This window comes from uncultured Alcanivorax sp. (assembly GCF_947258575.1).
Taxonomy (GTDB): Bacteria; Pseudomonadota; Gammaproteobacteria; order Pseudomonadales; family Alcanivoracaceae; genus Alcanivorax.
In genome coordinates this window covers 222,617-237,096 of record NZ_CAMYIV010000010.1, presented here as the reverse complement: position 1 = coordinate 237,096, position 14,480 = coordinate 222,617, and the positions used below count along the sequence as shown (strand labels likewise).

The following is a 14,480-nucleotide window of genomic DNA, read 5'->3' as shown; positions in this document are numbered from 1 at the left end:
TTTACCGACGCTAGGCCAGTGCCGGGGCGGATGAAGCGGCGCTGGTATGACTGTCAGACAAGGTGTGAAGAGAATTCACAATTGGCCGCGCCCTTACCTGTTGGAGCTTTGTCTGGCTAGGAAAGCAGCCCCTGCTCTTGCAGCCAGGTCGTACAGTGCTCCACCGCTTCAACCAGTTTGTCGTTCTGCCCGAAGTAGTAGTGGTTAGCCCCGGCCACCTCGCGCAGGGTGGCTTGACCTGATTGGAACCCGTCGAAGAGCCGACGGGTATGGCTGGGGGTGCAGGCATTGTCTGCGGTATTACCAATCACCAGGGCGGGCACGCGGATGCGCCCGGCGCAGGCCGGGCCGTTGGCGCGGGAATCGTCATAGCTCCACTGGCTCAGCCAGCCGCGCAGGGTGTTGAAGCGGGCCAGGGCCACCGGGCCGTTGTTGACGGTCTGCGGGTCGCCCAGATAACAGGTGCCGGGGGTACGCTCGTTAGGGTCCTGCTGCGGGTCCAGCCAGCGCACGTCGCACATGGTGCGGTGGACGATAAAGCCGTACTCCTCGTTGGCCAGGCCCCGGGCACGAAAGTCCGCCAGCTTGCTTTTCACCCAGTCGGTGATGCGCCGGTTGCGGTCGATCTGCGCCTGGCGGAAGCGGGCCACAAAATCTTCGCTGTAGGGCGGCTGGTTGGGGCAGTCCGGATGGTAGATATCCAGGTCCCGGTCCCGCTGCTCCGGGTTGTTCTCATCCAGCACGGACGGATCCAGCCATTCGGTCATGGTGATGGCCCGGGACACATGGGCGGCCAGCAGCATGATGCCGTCGGCGGGAATCAGTTTCCGGGCGGTCAGGTCATAGGGGTCACCGGCCGGGGTCTCGGTGATCTGCGGGTCTTCCGCTTCCGCCTGATAGAGCAGGCTCAGGGAGCCACCGCCGGACCAGCCCGCCAGCACCACCTTTTCAAAGCCCAGTCGCTCTTTGGCATTTCGCACGCAGGCGCCCAGGTCCGCCACTACCTTTTCCATCAACAGGGCGCTGTCGGCGCCCCGGTAGCGGCTGTTGCAATAGATCACCGACAACCCCGCTTTCGCCAGCGCCGAAACCATGGGCAGGTAGGCGCCGCCGCCCACCGGGTGCATGAAGATCACCACGGTGTTACCCGGGCCGCTTTTCGGGGTAAGCAGGTGGGACTCCAGCGCCACCATATCCATGGGGCCGGCGTAGGTATCCTTGAAACGGGATGGTTCGGTGAAGGTCACCAGATAGGGGGTGCGGTCATAATGCTTGCTCATTGCGGCGCGTCCTTGTTGCTGGAGCCCTTCAGTTTTGAAAAGTCCGTCTTGCTCATGTCGATACCGCGCAGATCCAGGGCGTCGGCACCGAAGGTCTGCTCTTTCAGGGCACGGGTCTTTTCGGTCCATGCCTTGAGAACGCTGTGGGCGTTGGCCGCGTCTTCCGCCACCACTTCCTCATAGCTGGCGTCCTTGATGGTGATTTCCAGCGGGATGCCGTTGGGGTCGAAGAAATAGATGGAATGGATGAACTCGTGGTCGATGGGCCCAAAGCAGGGGCGGCCGGCCTGGTTGATGCGGCGACGCCAGGCTTTCAGCTCTTCCCGGGTGTCCACTTCAAAGGCCAGGTGCAGGTCGAAGGCGCTGCGCGGGCGGAACAGTTTTTCGTCGGCGCCTTCCGGGGCATCGAAGAAGGCGATGAAGTTGTCGTCACCCATTTTGAAGAACAGGTGCAGGTAGTCGATCTTGCGCCCGGTGCCCGGCTCTTCATCGAAGACCATGGCCAGGGTCAGCGGCAGGCCAAGTACATCCTCGTAAAACCAGCGGGTCTGCTCCGCATCGCGGCAGCGGTAGGCGCTGTGGTGCACATGCTTGAGCATGGCGCAATCCGGCAGGCTGCTCATGGTTGGCTCCCGATTGTTGTTTGTATTCGGGGGCTATTGTTGTCACAGGCTGGCCGGGAACTGAAAACCGAAACCACCAAGAACCTGTCAGTTCTGGCCACTCGCGCCAGACCGGCGACGATGGCAAACTGTCCGCCCCTTAATTGGCAGCACGGCAACGCAAATGGCAGACCAGGCAATCATCAACGAAGTAGGGCTCCGCGACGGCCTGCAAAACCAACCGGTGACCGTGGACACGGACACCAAGGCCCGGCTGGCCCGGTTGTTGGTGGATGCCGGTATGCGCTATCTGGAACCGGTGAGCTTTGTCAGCCCCAAGGCCATTCCGCAGATGGCCGACGCCGCCGCGCTCACCCCCTTGCTGCCGCAGGGCGACCACCTGCACTACACCGCCCTGGTCCCCAACCTGAAGGGCTACCAGCTTGCCAAAGAAGCAGGCTACCCCACGGTGGCGCTGGTGCTGTCCACCACGGATTCCTTCAACGAACGCAACCTGCGCATGAGCCTGGAACAGGCGGCGCAGAGCTGCGAGGCCATCATTGCGGCGGCCAGGAAAGACGGCATTGCCACGCGCACCTATATCTCCGGCGCCTTCGCCTGCCCCTACGACGGCCCGGTGCCCGAGAGCCTGCCCCGGCAGCTGGCCGAGCGCATGTTCGCCGCCGGCAGTGACGAGGTGGCCATTGCCGACACCATCGGCGCCGGCAACCCGCAGCAGATGAAGGCCATCATGACGCCATTGATTCGCGACTTCGGGGCCGAACGGTTCTATGTGCACCTGCACGACACCCGCGGGCTGGCCGCCGCCATGGCCTGGGAAGCCGCGGATCTGGGGGTAAGAAAATTCGATGCCTCGGTGGGCGGCCTGGGCGGTTGCCCCTTCGCGCCAGGTGCCACCGGCAATATGGCCACGGAAGACCTGGTCTACCTGCTGGAAAGCTGTGGCCTGAACACCGGCATCGATATTGAAGGCCTGCGCGAGGCCGTGGCACTGGCCGCCGACGCCACCCAACGCCCGTTGGGCGGGCGCATCCTCGACTGGATGGCCTCCCAGGAGAAACAGGGCAAGACGCCCTGCCTGTGGTGACAGTGGCAGACCCGCACCAGCCGACTAGCGACCTTATTATTCAGCCCCACAGGAGCCTGCAGGCAGGCTCGGATCAGGCGCCGACACCGGCCTGTTGCTCGCGGATCAGGTGATCCAGCAGGGCGCGATCCCGCGTTGACACCCGCCAGTGGATATCGGCCTGCTCCATCAGTGTCGCCAGCTCGTGCAGACTGAAGGCCCCGATCTTGCCGGCCAGCAGCGCGTCCACCCGGGTGCCGGGCAGATCCAGCCAGCGGCAGGCATGATCCCGATTCCAGCCCTTGTCGGTGATGCCCTGTTGCAGGTTCATCAGCAGACGGCTGCGCAGCTCCATTTCCCGGGCCAGCCGACCATCGTCCTCCAGACGGCCCCAGCCCTGATCAAACCACTGTGTCTCCATAGCACCTCCTTCCGGTACAAGCCCGGCAGGGTCGCCGGACCCTGCCTTCAGGCTACACCGCCGAGGCGCAGAGACAACCCGGGGGCGGGCACTCAGCGCTGGCGGATCACCATGCAGGTGGCGGTGGCGTGGGCATAGAGTCTGCCGTCTTCGTCTTCGATGCGCCCTTCGCTGATCACCAGGCTGCGGCCCACATTGATCACCCGGCCTTCCGCGCGCAGGGTCTTGTTGAACGGCAGCGGCCGACACATCTTGATGTTCAGATCGGTGGTGCCGTAACTCTCGCCAGCGGCCAGCACGGTGTGGGTGGCACAGCCAGTGACCGAGTCCAGCACCGTGGCAGCAAAGCCGCCGTGCACGCCCCCCAGGGGATTGGTGTGGCGTTCATCCGCGGTAGCGAGGAAAACCACCCGGCCCTCTTCCACCCGATCCGGTTCCATGGGCATGGTCTCGGAGATGGGTGGGCGCGGCAGTTTGCCGGCGGCGAAGGCCTGCATGATTTCCAGGCCGGTCAGAGTCGCAATGTTCATGGGAATGTCCTGTTTGCCTTAGGTAGGGAATGCCAGTCATTGTAGGTTCCTTTTTGGAACTTACAATATGATACAGGGCGTATCCCGGCGAACGGCAGGAACAGATCAGGCAAAAAAACAGAAAGGGGGATCGGAAAGGGATGGCCCCGCCATCAAGGGCTGAGACTTCACGCAGGTGGTTTCGCGAGTTACGAGAAGCGAAAGGCAAAACCGGTTTGCTCTTCGCAACTCGCAGCTAGTAGCTGATCTTCGCCCTACAACGTCACCGTCCGGAAACAGTTCCTGCCCGCCTCACGGGCGGCGGCAAGGGCGGTCTCCACCGCCTGCAGGGCAGTGTCCGTAGAGCCGTAGTCTTCCTGATCCGCGTCACACGGCATCAGGGTAGCCACACCAAGACTCACCGTCAGGGGTACCGGCACCTCGGGCAAAGACAACACCGTCTGGCGACAATCCTCTGCCACACTCTCCGCCTGATTGAGACCGGCCTCCGGCAGCAGCATCAGAAATTGTTTACCCGTGAAGCGCCCCAGGCAGGCATGATTTCCACCCAGCGTGTCCAACGCCTCGGATACTGCCACCAGGGCATCATCGCCGGCAGCATGGCCATGCTGCTGGTTCAGCTGGTCCAGGTTGCCCACTTCCACCAGGACCAGCGAGAGGGGCTCGCGGGTTCGCAGGCCCAGCTTCAGATGCTGGCGCAGCTGCTCCAGAATCACCGGGCGGTTACTCAGGCCGGTGAGTGAATCCTGGCGGGCCAGGCCGGCCAGTTCGCGGTTGAGCTGTTCCAATTCGTCGCGCTGCTCGCGCAGGGCAATTTCGCCGTTCACCTGGGCGGTGATGTCTTCGAGCTGGGAGAGGAAATAGCGCGGAGTGCCATCACTGTTGCGCACCAGCGAGACCGCCAACAATACCCACACTTCGCGGCCATCCTTGTGGGTATAACGTTTTTTCATCCGGTAGGTGGTGGCTTCGCCACGCAGCAGGCTGTCCACATACTCCAGATCCTTTTCCAGGTCATCCGGATGGGTGATGGCCTGGAAATCAATCTCGCGCAGCTCGCTATCGCTGTAGCCGACAATCTGACTCACCGCCTCGTTGACTCGCAACCAGCGGCCATTGGGAGCGACGATGGCCATGCCAATGGCGGCGTGGCGGAATGCCCCCTCGAACAGCGCCACATTGGTTTCCATGTCTTCCACCGCCCGCACCCGCTGGGTTTCCAGCCAGGAACGTTCCAGGCCATGGCCCAGAGACAGGGCCATCAGTTCCAGGAATTCCATTTCCTCCATGCTGAAGGGCTCCGGACGGGGCCGGGTGTCACTGAAGTTCAGGGTGCCGACAACGTCACCCTGTACCCGAATGGGTGTGGCGATATAAGCCTGCAGGTTCAAGCCGGTATAGCTGGGGTGAGAGCGCATGGATTCCAGAGCGCCCACATCGAAAAGCGCCACTGAGCCCTGCTTTTCCAGCACTTCAGCACAATAGGTATCGCCCAGGGCGAAATGGTCACCGGTGCGGATGGCGTCGTTGCCAGACTGCACCGCCAGCACCTGATAGTCCTGGCCCTGCACGCGACTGATGATGCCGACAGACAACCCCAGCAGGCGGCAACCCACTTCCAGATACTGTCGATACAACTCGCGGCTATCCGCACCATCCAGCAATGACAACCGATGCAGTTCCTTCAGGCCCACCAGACGCAGGTCCACCCCCTCTTCCATGATCATCGTTCCTTTTCCAGGCAACATTTTCGCAGACGTTATTTATACGCTTGTCAGGTGCAAGTAAAAACCTTGCACAATATTTCTTATGCAGACATGAAAAAGGCGCCATGAGGCGCCTTCTTGGATCCCTATGCTTAGTGCAGTTGGAACAGGATCTGTAACAGCTGGATGCCCAGCAACACAAACAGCGGACTCAAATCGAAGCCTCCCATGGGCGGCAGCAATTTGCGTACCGGCGCCATGATCGGCTCGGTGATCTGCACGATCACCCGCACCACCGGACTATAGGGGTCCGGGGCCACCCAGCTGAGCAGCACGCGGATTAGCACCGTCCAGAACACATAATTGAGAATCAGGCTGGCCAGTTCCCGCAAGGCATGCAGCACCAGGGCGGCACCGATACCGCTGGGGAAGCCTCCCACCTGGATGCTCAACAGGATCACCGTCTTGAGGATGATCAGCACCACCACCAGTACCAGCGCGGCAATATCCAGCCCACCGTAACCGGGAATCACCCGACGCAGGGGTTTGAGCAGCGGGTTGGTGGCCTTGAGCACGAACTGGGAGATGGGATTATAGAAATCCGCCCGGGCCAGCTGCAGCACAAAGCGGGTCAGTACGATGAAGATGTAGGCGCTGAAAACAAAGTCCAGCAGGAAAAACAGGGCGCCCTGGGGGTTCATGGATTACTCCGTGGTTCGCAACAGGGGAAGAGTTTGGGGCTTGGGACAGGAAAATCAAGCTGCGAGGGGCAAGCTACAAGCTGCAAGCTGCAACACGTCATATCCCCTCTTTTCAACAAGGCCGTGCCCGCGCTCAAACGACCTACGCGGGCACAGCATGCCAAGACCTGACTACCTTTCACGCGCCTTGTAGCTTGAAGCTTGTAGCTGCTCTTACCCCGCCAGCTCTTCCGACCGCTCCCGCGCCGCGGCGACGGCGGCCTGGACCTGTTCGCGGAAGCCCGCTTCCTCGAAGACATTCAGCGCCGCAGCGGTGGTGCCGCCGGGGCTGGTGACCTGCTGGCGCAGCACATCCGGGCCCGCTTCGCTGGCGATAGCCAGTTGCGCCGCACCCCAGGCGGTCTGCAGCACCATCTGGCGGGCCGTGGCCGGGTCCAGCCCTTGCGCCTTGGCGGCTTCGATCAACGATTCCATCAACAGGAAGAAGTAGGCCGGGCCGGAGCCGGAGACGGCGGTGACCGCATCCAGTTCCTTTTCCTCGGCAAACCAGAAGGTCAGCCCCACGGAGCCGAGGATGTCCTTGGCCATGGCTTTCTGCTCATCGCTCACGCCCTCGGCAGCATACAGGCCAGTGGCACCGGCCTGGACCAGCGACGGCGTGTTGGGCATGCAACGCACAATCGGCGTCTCCCCCAGCCAGCTGCGCAGGTTGGCCACGGTGACACCGGCAGCGATGGAGATCACCAGCGGCTGGCGATCGGCAATCAGGTCACGCAGATCTTCACACACGGCCTGCATCATTTGCGGTTTCACCGCCAGCACCAGCACATCCACCCGGCCGGCCACATCACGGTTCTCGGTGCTCACGTGCACACGGTGCAGCTGGGAGACTTCTTCCAGGCGATCCCGGGAGGGGTCACTCATCCAGATGCGGGCGGGGCGAATTCCTTTCGCCACCATGCCGCCGGCCAGGCTGGTGGCCATGTTACCGGCGCCGATAAATCCGATGCTTTGCTGTGCCATAACTGCGCAATCCTTGTCTTGTGTTGTAACGCGTACGGTGTCTCGATGCGCTGACGATACTTGCAGGTGTCGTCAGGCGGTGCGCGGACCAAACAGGGCGGTGCCCACCCGAACGATGGTGGCGCCTTCTTCGATGGCCACGCCATAATCCGCGCTCATGCCCATGGAGAGCGTATCGAGGGACGGCATTGTATTGCGCAATTGTGACAGTGTCATGGCGAGCTGTCGGAAAGCCCCCCGGCTGCTGTCCTCACTGCCCGCCCGGGGAATGGCCATCAGGCCACGCAGACGAAGGTTGGGCAGAGTGACGATCTCGGCGGCCAGGGCGGGCACCGCCTCCAGCGCAATACCGCTCTTGTTGTCTTCGTCGTCCACGTTCACCTGAATACAGACATTCAGCGGGGGCAGATCCGCCGGGCGCTGCTCACTGAGGCGGCGAGCCACTTTTAGCCGGTCCACCGAGTGCACCCAGTCAAAGTGAGCGGCGATATCGCGGGTCTTGTTGGACTGAATCGGCCCGATGAAGTGCCACACCAGGCCGCGGCCCTGCAGTGCCGCTATCTTGTCCAGGGCTTCCTGCAGATAGTTTTCGCCGAAATGCCGCTGCCCCTGGTCAGCCAGGCGGGCCAACTCGTCCGGTGTGCGGGTCTTACTGACCGCCAAAAGCTGCACACTGTCGGAATTACGGCCGGATTGCTCACAAAATGCACTAATTTGCGCATTGATCTCTATCAGTGGGCTTTTGGAGTCTGTCATTATTGAACGGCTCAAGAGGTCGGGTTACTTTAGGCATGCGACGAATTTCTGAGGAAGCCAATTTCCGGCGCTCGCCATAATAACAAAAGGGGGCTTCGGGCTCCCTTTCAATACCAGACAACGCAAGTAGAAACCCATGGATATTACCGAGCTGCTCGCTTTTAGCGCCAAAAACGGCGCGTCCGATCTTCATCTGTCCGCCGGTCTGCCTCCGATGATCCGCGTGGACGGCGACGTGCGCCGCATCAATCTGCCGGCCATGGAACACAAGGAAGTCCACGCGCTGATCTACGACATCATGAACGACAAGCAGCGCAAGGATTTCGAAGAATTCTTCGAAACGGATTTTTCCTTCGAGGTGCCCGGCGTGGCCCGTTTCCGGGTGAATGCCTTCAACCACAACCGCGGTGCCGGTGCGGTATTCCGGACCATTCCCTCGAAAGTACTGACCATGGAAGACCTGGGCATGGGCAAGGTGTTCCAGAAAATCTCCGACATGCCCCGGGGCATTGTGCTGGTTACCGGCCCCACCGGTTCCGGTAAGTCCACCACCCTGGCGGCCATGGTCGACTACATCAACGATTCGCGCTACGAGCACATCCTCACCATTGAGGATCCCATCGAATTCGTGCACGAATCGAAAAAATGCCTGGTCAACCAGCGGGAAGTCCACCGCGATACCCTGGGCTTCTCCGAAGCCCTGCGCTCGGCCCTGCGGGAGGATCCGGATATTATTCTGGTGGGCGAGCTGCGGGATCTGGAAACCATCCGCCTGGCGCTGACCGCCGCGGAAACCGGTCACCTGGTATTCGGCACCCTGCACACCACCTCCGCTGCCAAGACCATTGACCGGGTGGTGGATGTATTCCCCGCCGAAGAAAAATCCATGATCCGTTCCATGCTGTCGGAATCCCTGCAGGCGGTGGTATCCCAGACCCTGATGAAGAAAAACGGCGGCGGCCGGGTGGCCGCCCACGAAATCATGATGGGCACTCCGGCGATCCGTAACCTGATCCGCGAAGACAAGGTGGCGCAGATGTACTCGGCCATCCAGACCGGCGGCGCGCTGGGCATGCAGACACTGGATCAGTGCCTGCAGGGGCTGGTCAATAAAGGCCTCGTGGCCCGCGACATAGCCCGGGAAAAAGCCAAGAGCCCGGACTCAATCTAACGAGGAGAACACAGATGGAATTCGAAGAGCTCCTCAAACTGATGGTACAGAAAGGCGGCTCCGACCTGTTCATCACCGCCGGGGTCCCACCCAGCATGAAGGTGAACGGCAAGATCCTGCCGGTGACCAAGAGCGCGCTGACCCCGGACATGACCCGGGACATCGTGTTTGGCGTCATGACCGAACAGCAACGCAAGGAATTCGTCGCCCACCACGAGTGCAACTTCGCCATCTCCGCCCGGGGCATCGGCCGGTTCCGGGTGTCCGCCTTCTACCAGCGCAACCTGGTGGCCATGGTGCTGCGCCGCATCGAAACCAAGATTCCCAACGTGGACGACCTGCGTCTACCGCCGGTGATCAAGGAACTGGCCATGACCAAGCGGGGCCTGGTGATCTTCGTGGGGGCCACCGGTACCGGTAAGTCCACCTCGCTGGCTTCCATGATCGGCCACCGCAACAAAAACTCGAAGGGCCATATCATCACCATTGAGGACCCCATCGAATTCATCCACCAGCACCAGGGCTGCATCGTCACCCAGCGTGAGGTGGGTATCGATACCGAGTCCTTTGATGTCGCCCTGAAGAACACCCTGCGTCAGGCGCCGGATGTGATCCTGATCGGTGAGATCCGTACCCCGGACACCATGGACAAGGCCATCGCCTTCGCGGAAACCGGCCACCTGTGTCTGGCCACCCTGCACGCCAACAACGCCAACCAGGCGCTGGACCGGATCATCCACTTCTTCCCGGCAGATCGTCACGGCCAGCTGTGGATGGATCTGTCCCTGAACCTGAAAGGCATCGTCGCCCAGCAACTGATTCCCACCCCGGACGGCAAGGGTCGCCGCGCTGCCATCGAGGTACTGCTGGGCACACCACTGGTGCAGGACCATATCCGCAAGGGCGAAGTGCACATGCTCAAGCAGCTGATGAGCAAGTCCCGGGAACAGGGCATGCAGACCTTCGACCAGGCCCTTTACGACCTCTACTCCGTGGGCGAGATCACCTACGAAGACGCCATGCTGCACGCGGATTCCCCCAATGATCTGCGCCTGATGATCAAGCTCGGCAACGAAACCGATGCCTCCAGCCTGGATATCGCCACGCGAGGGTTGAGCATCGAGGACACCGAGTAACGACAGTTAATAATTAACAATGAATAGTTAATAGTTGCGCGGGGGAGCTCATTACGGACTGATGGGCCCTGCCCGCCCGCGCCCAACCCCGCGATAGCAGGGACGCTTTTTTACTTTACCAATGGAGGGGAAAACCCATGCAACAACAAAAAGAAACGCACCTGACACCCATCGGCTATCTGCTGTGGTTTTTCGGCGGTATCTTCGGTTACCACCGTTTCTACTATGGTCGTCAGCTCACCGGCCTGCTGTGGATGTTGACCGCCGGGGTCTTCTTTATCGGCTGGATCGTGGATGCCTTCCTGATTCCGGGCATGAATCGGGATGCCAATAACCAGTTCAAGACCGGCGAGACCGATTACAGCGTGGCCTGGGTACTGATGCTGTTTCTGGGTATCTTCGGCGCCCACCGCTTCTACATGGGCAAGATCGGCACCGGGGTGCTCTACCTTCTGACCTTGGGCCTGCTCGGTTTCGGGGTGCTCTATGACCTGTTCACCCTCAACGGCCAGGTCTCCGAGCGCAACGGCGAAACCGCTCAGGGCGAGCCGGTTCCTGCCTGATCACACCTGGAGCAGGCCGCCGGCCTGCTCCGCTTTCTACCCCACCAGCTATCCCGCAACTGTAATAGAGCCACCCTATGCTGCTGGCCGCCATTCGCCGATGGTTCTCTGAAGACTTCTACGTCCAGATCCACGAAAATCGCTACGTCATCACCTCCCTGGACAACCCGGGGGAGTCGCGACGTTTTCCTGCCACAGATGCCTTTAGTACGTCACGACTGTTGGTCGGCCATTTCCTTGTTGCCGAAACACTGTTGCGAGCCACGCTCGGGCAAATGAACGGCGGATCCAGATTGAAAAGCTATCGCCTTATCATGCACCCGCGGGACAAGGCAGAAGGCGGTCTTTGTGAGGTAGAAACACGGGTGCTGCAGGATCTTGCTTTCGGGGCAGGCGCTCATGATGCCATCATCTGGGAAAAGGAGCCGCTTTCCGCGACGCAGGCCAAGGCCCTGTGGGACAACCCTCAGTAATGCGGCGGCGGTGCATCCTCGATACGTGACGCCGCCATTTCCTCGGACAGATCCAGCACCCGGTCCACCAGTTTGCGGCACACCTTTTCCAGCTCGTCGATTTTTCCCTGCTGATCACTGACCACCTTGTTCAGGTGCTGGACCAGGTCTTCCTGGTAGGCCAGTTTGGTTTCGATATCGACCAGCCGTTCTGCGTCGCTCATGAAATACCCTCTTTCTGTAGGAGCTATGCTGCTTGCATGGCGAACCTGCTTGCGGTGATCGCCTTCGACGGTTCGCCATGCAAGCATAGCTCCTACAATCCGCGTCATTAACATTGGCCCCATTGTACTTGCCCGAAAACAATATTGCCGCTAAGGTTTGCCCCGTCTTGGGGGAGTAGTCGCTCGGTTTTCACCCCTTGGCGGTCATCAACATAGTTGCGCCGCATGCGCATGGTGGCCGCGTCCGCGTCTAGGGAGCCTCTGACTACTTCCTTGCATGCTCAGGCTTTCATGCTGGTTCGCAATCTAGACGCGCTTTTGAAGGCAGGCTGGTTGCCTGTAGAGAAAGCGCAACGACGAGTGCGGGCCAGCATGAAAGCCCCGAAGGGCGTGCCCTGAAGCGCACATCTGCTGCGCCTTGCCTCTAGGAAAGGGAACCACCCTTGCCGTCGAGACAAGACACAACAGCTGCACGCTTCAGGACACGCTGAGTACGCAAGGAAGTAGTCAGAGGCTCCCCCAGGATTGACGAGACCTGAGACATCACTGGTATTCCGCTGGGGCGGGATTGACCGGTGGTGTCTCTGTGTCGCAATCCCGCCCCTCTGGAAACGTTCATGGAAGCCCTGTTCAGCTCTTTCCTGCTGGTTGCCCTCGGCGAGATTGGCGACAAGACCCAACTACTGTCCCTGGCCCTGATCCTCAAATTCCGCAAGCCCTGGCCGATTCTGGCTGGCGTGGTGGTGGCCACCCTGCTTAACCATGGCGCCTCGGTATGGTTTGGTGACTGGTTGGCCGGCGCCATTCCCGGCGACTGGCTGCGCTGGATTCTCGGCATCAGCTTTATCGCCCTGGGCCTGTGGATGCTGATCCCGGACGGCGATGAGAAAGTGGATGAGAACCCCCGCTTCGGCCCCTTCCTGACTGCTCTGGTGCTGTTCTTCATTGCCGAGATCGGTGACAAGACCCAGTTCGCCACCATTGCCCTGGCGGTACAGTTCAAGGATCAGTTCTGGCCGGTGCTGGGCGGCTCCACCCTGGGCATGATCGCCGCCAATCTGCCGGTGATCTGGCTGGCGCATCAGTTCGGCGGCGACAAACTGGAAACCTGGGCCCACCGAATCAGTGCCGTGCTGTTTGTCGGCTTCGGGATGTGGGCGTTGCTGTAAGCCTGATTGAACAGGCGCCACGCGACACGCATAAAGCCTGATACAATCCGTTTTTTGCGTGCACGCGTGTTGCGTGCTGCCTGTTTGCGAGTCCCACCCCATGGCCCTCACCGCCACTATCTACAAAGCCGAATTGACCGTGTCTGACATGGACCGGGACTACTACGCCACCCATAATCTGACCGTGGCGCTGCACCCGTCGGAAACCGAATCGCGGATGATGTTGCGGCTGCTGGCCTTTGCCCTCAATGCCCACGAAGACCTGACCTTTACCCGTGGCCTGTCCAGCACCGACGAGCCGGACCTGTGGCAGCGCAACCCGGACGATACCCTGGCACACTGGATCGAGCTGGGCATGCCAGACGAAAAGCGCCTGCGCAAGGCGTGCGGCCTGGCGCGACAGGTGACGCTTTACACCTATGGCGCCCGGGCACCACAGGTATGGTGGGAGAGCATGAAGAACAAGGTGACCCGCTTCAGCAACCTGCACATCGTGCATGTGGACCCGGACAGCGAAGCAACCCTGGCGCCACTGATGCAGCGCACCATGCAACTGCAATGCATGATTCAGGATGGCCAAATCTGGTTCGGCAGCACCGAGCAATCCATGGAGATGGGCCTGACAACCTGGTTCGGTGCCAGCCCCCATCACTAAATCTTCACGCGGTGCACAAGCGCCCCATGTTAGTAATGTCGCCGCGATTTCTTTGACCACGGAGCCCCCATGTCAGACCTGATTCTGCACCACTACGCCCTGTCCCCCTTTTCCGAAAAGGTACGGGCCATGCTCGGCTATGCCGGTCTGGACTGGCAATCGGTCACCGTGCGGGAAATGCCGCCGCGCCCGATGCTGGCTCCCCTGGCCGGTGGCTACCGGAAAATTCCGGTGGCACAAAACGGCGCCGATGTATTCTGTGACACGCGCATTATCGGCGCGGAGATCGCCGCGCTGGCCGGCAAGCCGGAGTTGATCGCCAGCAACGCCGGTGTCAACGTGCAGGATTTTGTCGCCCGGGTGGACCTGGATATCTTTCTCGCCTGCATTATTTCCGCCGGCAACCTGACCCTGCTGCGCAAGGTGCTCAAGGAATCCTCGCTGCTGGATCTCGGCCGCCTGTTGTGGGACCGCATCGCCATGGGCAGCAAGGCCAAGGTGAAAACCAACAGCCCGAAACAGATGAAGCGCATGGTGGAAGCGCATCTTACCGATCTGGAAGGGAAGCTGGAATCACACCCCTTCCTGTTTGGCGACACCCCAAACGCCGGTGATTTCTCCGCCTACCACAGCCTGTGGTTCCAGCGTGACCTGGCCGAACAGCCTCGCTTCAAACGGTTTCCCAAGGTCAATGCCTGGATGGATCGCCTGCAGGCCTATGGCCAGGGCAACAGCACCGAGATCAGTGCCGACCAGGCCCTGGAGCAGGCCCGTGCTGCCACCCCCCGTCCACTGCCCGATTCCACCCAGGACCAGGCGCTGATCGGCAAGACCGTGAGCGTGGTCCCGAACGACTACGGGCGCATTCCGGTAGAAGGCACCCTGGTGGCCAGCACCAATGAGCGCTGGATCGTGGCGCGGGACGAGGATGCCGTGGGCCGGGTACATGTGCACCTGCCGCGTCAGGGGTTTTTGATCCGCGCGGTCTGACTTTTCATCCAGCA

At 61.0% G+C, this 14,480-nt stretch carries 17 protein-coding genes; 8 read left to right on the top strand and 9 right to left on the bottom strand.

Features of this window, described 5'->3' with window-relative positions; genetic code table 11:
• Window positions 1-116: 116 nt before the first annotated feature.
• Complete coding sequence (locus tag Q0Y02_RS10815; RefSeq protein WP_297767913.1) at window positions 117-1,280, bottom strand: alpha/beta hydrolase; 1,164 nt, start codon at window positions 1,278-1,280, stop codon at window positions 117-119.
• The gene (locus Q0Y02_RS10810; RefSeq protein WP_297767911.1) at window positions 1,277-1,903 is read right to left on the bottom strand and encodes a VOC family protein; all 627 of its coding nucleotides are present in this window, start codon (window positions 1,901-1,903) and stop codon (window positions 1,277-1,279) included. The genes Q0Y02_RS10815 and Q0Y02_RS10810 overlap by 4 nt, the downstream gene beginning before the upstream one ends.
• A gap of 163 nt (window positions 1,904-2,066) precedes the next feature.
• Between Q0Y02_RS10810 and Q0Y02_RS10805 the strand changes: the two genes are divergently transcribed.
• Window positions 2,067-2,990: a hydroxymethylglutaryl-CoA lyase gene (locus Q0Y02_RS10805; RefSeq protein WP_297767909.1), complete on the top strand. Its 924-nt coding sequence runs from the start codon at window positions 2,067-2,069 to the stop codon at window positions 2,988-2,990.
• 73 nt (window positions 2,991-3,063) lie between these two features.
• Here Q0Y02_RS10805 and Q0Y02_RS10800 read toward each other — a convergent pair whose 3' ends face one another.
• The 6 genes from Q0Y02_RS10800 to Q0Y02_RS10775 form a co-directional block, all read right to left on the bottom strand.
• Window positions 3,064-3,390, bottom strand: coding sequence for a hypothetical protein (locus Q0Y02_RS10800; RefSeq protein ID WP_297767907.1), 327 nt, complete (start codon window positions 3,388-3,390; stop codon window positions 3,064-3,066).
• 92 nt (window positions 3,391-3,482) lie between these two features.
• Window positions 3,483-3,920 carry a PaaI family thioesterase gene (locus Q0Y02_RS10795; RefSeq protein ID WP_297767905.1) on the bottom strand — a complete coding sequence of 146 codons (438 nt, stop codon included), beginning with the start codon at window positions 3,918-3,920 and terminating at the stop codon, window positions 3,483-3,485.
• Window positions 3,921-4,174: 254 nt separating this feature from the next.
• Window positions 4,175-5,647, bottom strand: coding sequence for a PAS domain S-box protein (locus Q0Y02_RS10790; protein ID WP_297767903.1), 1,473 nt, complete (start codon window positions 5,645-5,647; stop codon window positions 4,175-4,177).
• A gap of 131 nt (window positions 5,648-5,778) precedes the next feature.
• A complete protein-coding gene (locus Q0Y02_RS10785; RefSeq protein WP_297767901.1) occupies window positions 5,779-6,327 on the bottom strand; it encodes a YggT family protein in 549 nt (182 codons plus the stop codon).
• 213 nt (window positions 6,328-6,540) lie between these two features.
• Entirely contained in the window at window positions 6,541-7,350 is an 810-nt protein-coding gene (gene proC / locus Q0Y02_RS10780; protein ID WP_297767898.1) for a pyrroline-5-carboxylate reductase, read from the bottom strand.
• A 72-nt stretch (window positions 7,351-7,422) separates the two neighbouring features.
• Window positions 7,423-8,106 (bottom strand): YggS family pyridoxal phosphate-dependent enzyme, encoded by a 684-nt coding sequence (locus tag Q0Y02_RS10775; RefSeq protein ID WP_297767895.1) that lies wholly within the window; start codon window positions 8,104-8,106, stop codon window positions 7,423-7,425.
• 136 nt (window positions 8,107-8,242) lie between these two features.
• Here Q0Y02_RS10775 and Q0Y02_RS10770 point away from each other — a divergent pair, with 136 nt between their 5' ends.
• The 4 genes from Q0Y02_RS10770 to Q0Y02_RS10755 all read left to right on the top strand — a co-directional run bounded on the left by Q0Y02_RS10770 (window position 8,243) and on the right by Q0Y02_RS10755 (window position 11,449).
• Complete coding sequence (locus tag Q0Y02_RS10770; protein WP_297767892.1) at window positions 8,243-9,277, top strand: type IV pilus twitching motility protein PilT; 1,035 nt, start codon at window positions 8,243-8,245, stop codon at window positions 9,275-9,277.
• Window positions 9,278-9,291: 14 nt separating this feature from the next.
• A complete protein-coding gene (locus Q0Y02_RS10765; protein ID WP_297767888.1) occupies window positions 9,292-10,413 on the top strand; it encodes a PilT/PilU family type 4a pilus ATPase in 1,122 nt (373 codons plus the stop codon).
• 137 nt (window positions 10,414-10,550) lie between these two features.
• The gene (locus Q0Y02_RS10760) at window positions 10,551-10,976 is read left to right on the top strand and encodes a TM2 domain-containing protein (RefSeq protein ID WP_297767885.1); all 426 of its coding nucleotides are present in this window, start codon (window positions 10,551-10,553) and stop codon (window positions 10,974-10,976) included.
• 77 nt (window positions 10,977-11,053) lie between these two features.
• The gene (locus Q0Y02_RS10755; protein ID WP_297767882.1) at window positions 11,054-11,449 is read left to right on the top strand and encodes a hypothetical protein; all 396 of its coding nucleotides are present in this window, start codon (window positions 11,054-11,056) and stop codon (window positions 11,447-11,449) included.
• Here the strand turns inward: Q0Y02_RS10755 and Q0Y02_RS10750 are convergent.
• Window positions 11,443-11,652 (bottom strand): SlyX family protein, encoded by a 210-nt coding sequence (locus Q0Y02_RS10750; protein WP_035249734.1) that lies wholly within the window; start codon window positions 11,650-11,652, stop codon window positions 11,443-11,445. The two genes, Q0Y02_RS10755 and Q0Y02_RS10750, sit on opposite strands and share 7 nt — an antisense overlap.
• 617 nt (window positions 11,653-12,269) lie before the next feature.
• Here Q0Y02_RS10750 and Q0Y02_RS10745 point away from each other — a divergent pair.
• From Q0Y02_RS10745 to Q0Y02_RS10735, 3 genes are all read left to right on the top strand, one after another.
• On the top strand, window positions 12,270-12,821 hold the full coding sequence (locus Q0Y02_RS10745; protein ID WP_297767877.1) for a TMEM165/GDT1 family protein: 552 nt from the start codon (window positions 12,270-12,272) through the stop codon (window positions 12,819-12,821).
• A gap of 100 nt (window positions 12,822-12,921) precedes the next feature.
• Window positions 12,922-13,476 (top strand): YaeQ family protein, encoded by a 555-nt coding sequence (locus Q0Y02_RS10740; RefSeq protein WP_297768095.1) that lies wholly within the window; start codon window positions 12,922-12,924, stop codon window positions 13,474-13,476.
• A gap of 69 nt (window positions 13,477-13,545) precedes the next feature.
• Window positions 13,546-14,466, top strand: a complete 921-nt coding sequence (locus Q0Y02_RS10735) for a glutathione S-transferase family protein (RefSeq protein ID WP_297767874.1) — start codon at window positions 13,546-13,548, stop codon at window positions 14,464-14,466.
• The last annotated feature ends 14 nt before the right edge of the window (window positions 14,467-14,480 follow it).

Excerpts from the sequence above, each read along its gene's own strand:
- Q0Y02_RS10755 (WP_297767882.1), top strand. The coding sequence starts at position 11,054 with ATGCTGCTGGCCGCCATTCGCCGATGGTTCTCTGAAGACTTCTACGTC.
- Q0Y02_RS10740 (WP_297768095.1), top strand. The coding sequence starts at position 12,922 with ATGGCCCTCACCGCCACTATCTACAAAGCCGAATTGACCGTGTCTGAC.
- Q0Y02_RS10800 (WP_297767907.1), bottom strand. The coding sequence starts at position 3,390 with ATGGAGACACAGTGGTTTGATCAGGGCTGGGGCCGTCTGGAGGACGAT.
- Q0Y02_RS10785 (WP_297767901.1), bottom strand. The coding sequence starts at position 6,327 with ATGAACCCCCAGGGCGCCCTGTTTTTCCTGCTGGACTTTGTTTTCAGC.
- Q0Y02_RS10795 (WP_297767905.1), bottom strand. The coding sequence starts at position 3,920 with ATGAACATTGCGACTCTGACCGGCCTGGAAATCATGCAGGCCTTCGCC.
- Q0Y02_RS10760 (WP_297767885.1), top strand. The coding sequence starts at position 10,551 with ATGCAACAACAAAAAGAAACGCACCTGACACCCATCGGCTATCTGCTG.
- Q0Y02_RS10745 (WP_297767877.1), top strand. The coding sequence starts at position 12,270 with ATGGAAGCCCTGTTCAGCTCTTTCCTGCTGGTTGCCCTCGGCGAGATT.
- Q0Y02_RS10770 (WP_297767892.1), top strand. The coding sequence starts at position 8,243 with ATGGATATTACCGAGCTGCTCGCTTTTAGCGCCAAAAACGGCGCGTCC.
- Q0Y02_RS10805 (WP_297767909.1), top strand. The coding sequence starts at position 2,067 with ATGGCAGACCAGGCAATCATCAACGAAGTAGGGCTCCGCGACGGCCTG.
- Q0Y02_RS10810 (WP_297767911.1), bottom strand. The coding sequence starts at position 1,903 with ATGAGCAGCCTGCCGGATTGCGCCATGCTCAAGCATGTGCACCACAGC.
- Q0Y02_RS10750 (WP_035249734.1), bottom strand. The coding sequence starts at position 11,652 with ATGAGCGACGCAGAACGGCTGGTCGATATCGAAACCAAACTGGCCTAC.
- Q0Y02_RS10775 (WP_297767895.1), bottom strand. The coding sequence starts at position 8,106 with ATGACAGACTCCAAAAGCCCACTGATAGAGATCAATGCGCAAATTAGT.
- Q0Y02_RS10765 (WP_297767888.1), top strand. The coding sequence starts at position 9,292 with ATGGAATTCGAAGAGCTCCTCAAACTGATGGTACAGAAAGGCGGCTCC.
- Q0Y02_RS10735 (WP_297767874.1), top strand. The coding sequence starts at position 13,546 with ATGTCAGACCTGATTCTGCACCACTACGCCCTGTCCCCCTTTTCCGAA.
- proC (WP_297767898.1), bottom strand. The coding sequence starts at position 7,350 with ATGGCACAGCAAAGCATCGGATTTATCGGCGCCGGTAACATGGCCACC.
- Q0Y02_RS10790 (WP_297767903.1), bottom strand. The coding sequence starts at position 5,647 with ATGATCATGGAAGAGGGGGTGGACCTGCGTCTGGTGGGCCTGAAGGAA.
- Q0Y02_RS10815 (WP_297767913.1), bottom strand. The coding sequence starts at position 1,280 with ATGAGCAAGCATTATGACCGCACCCCCTATCTGGTGACCTTCACCGAA.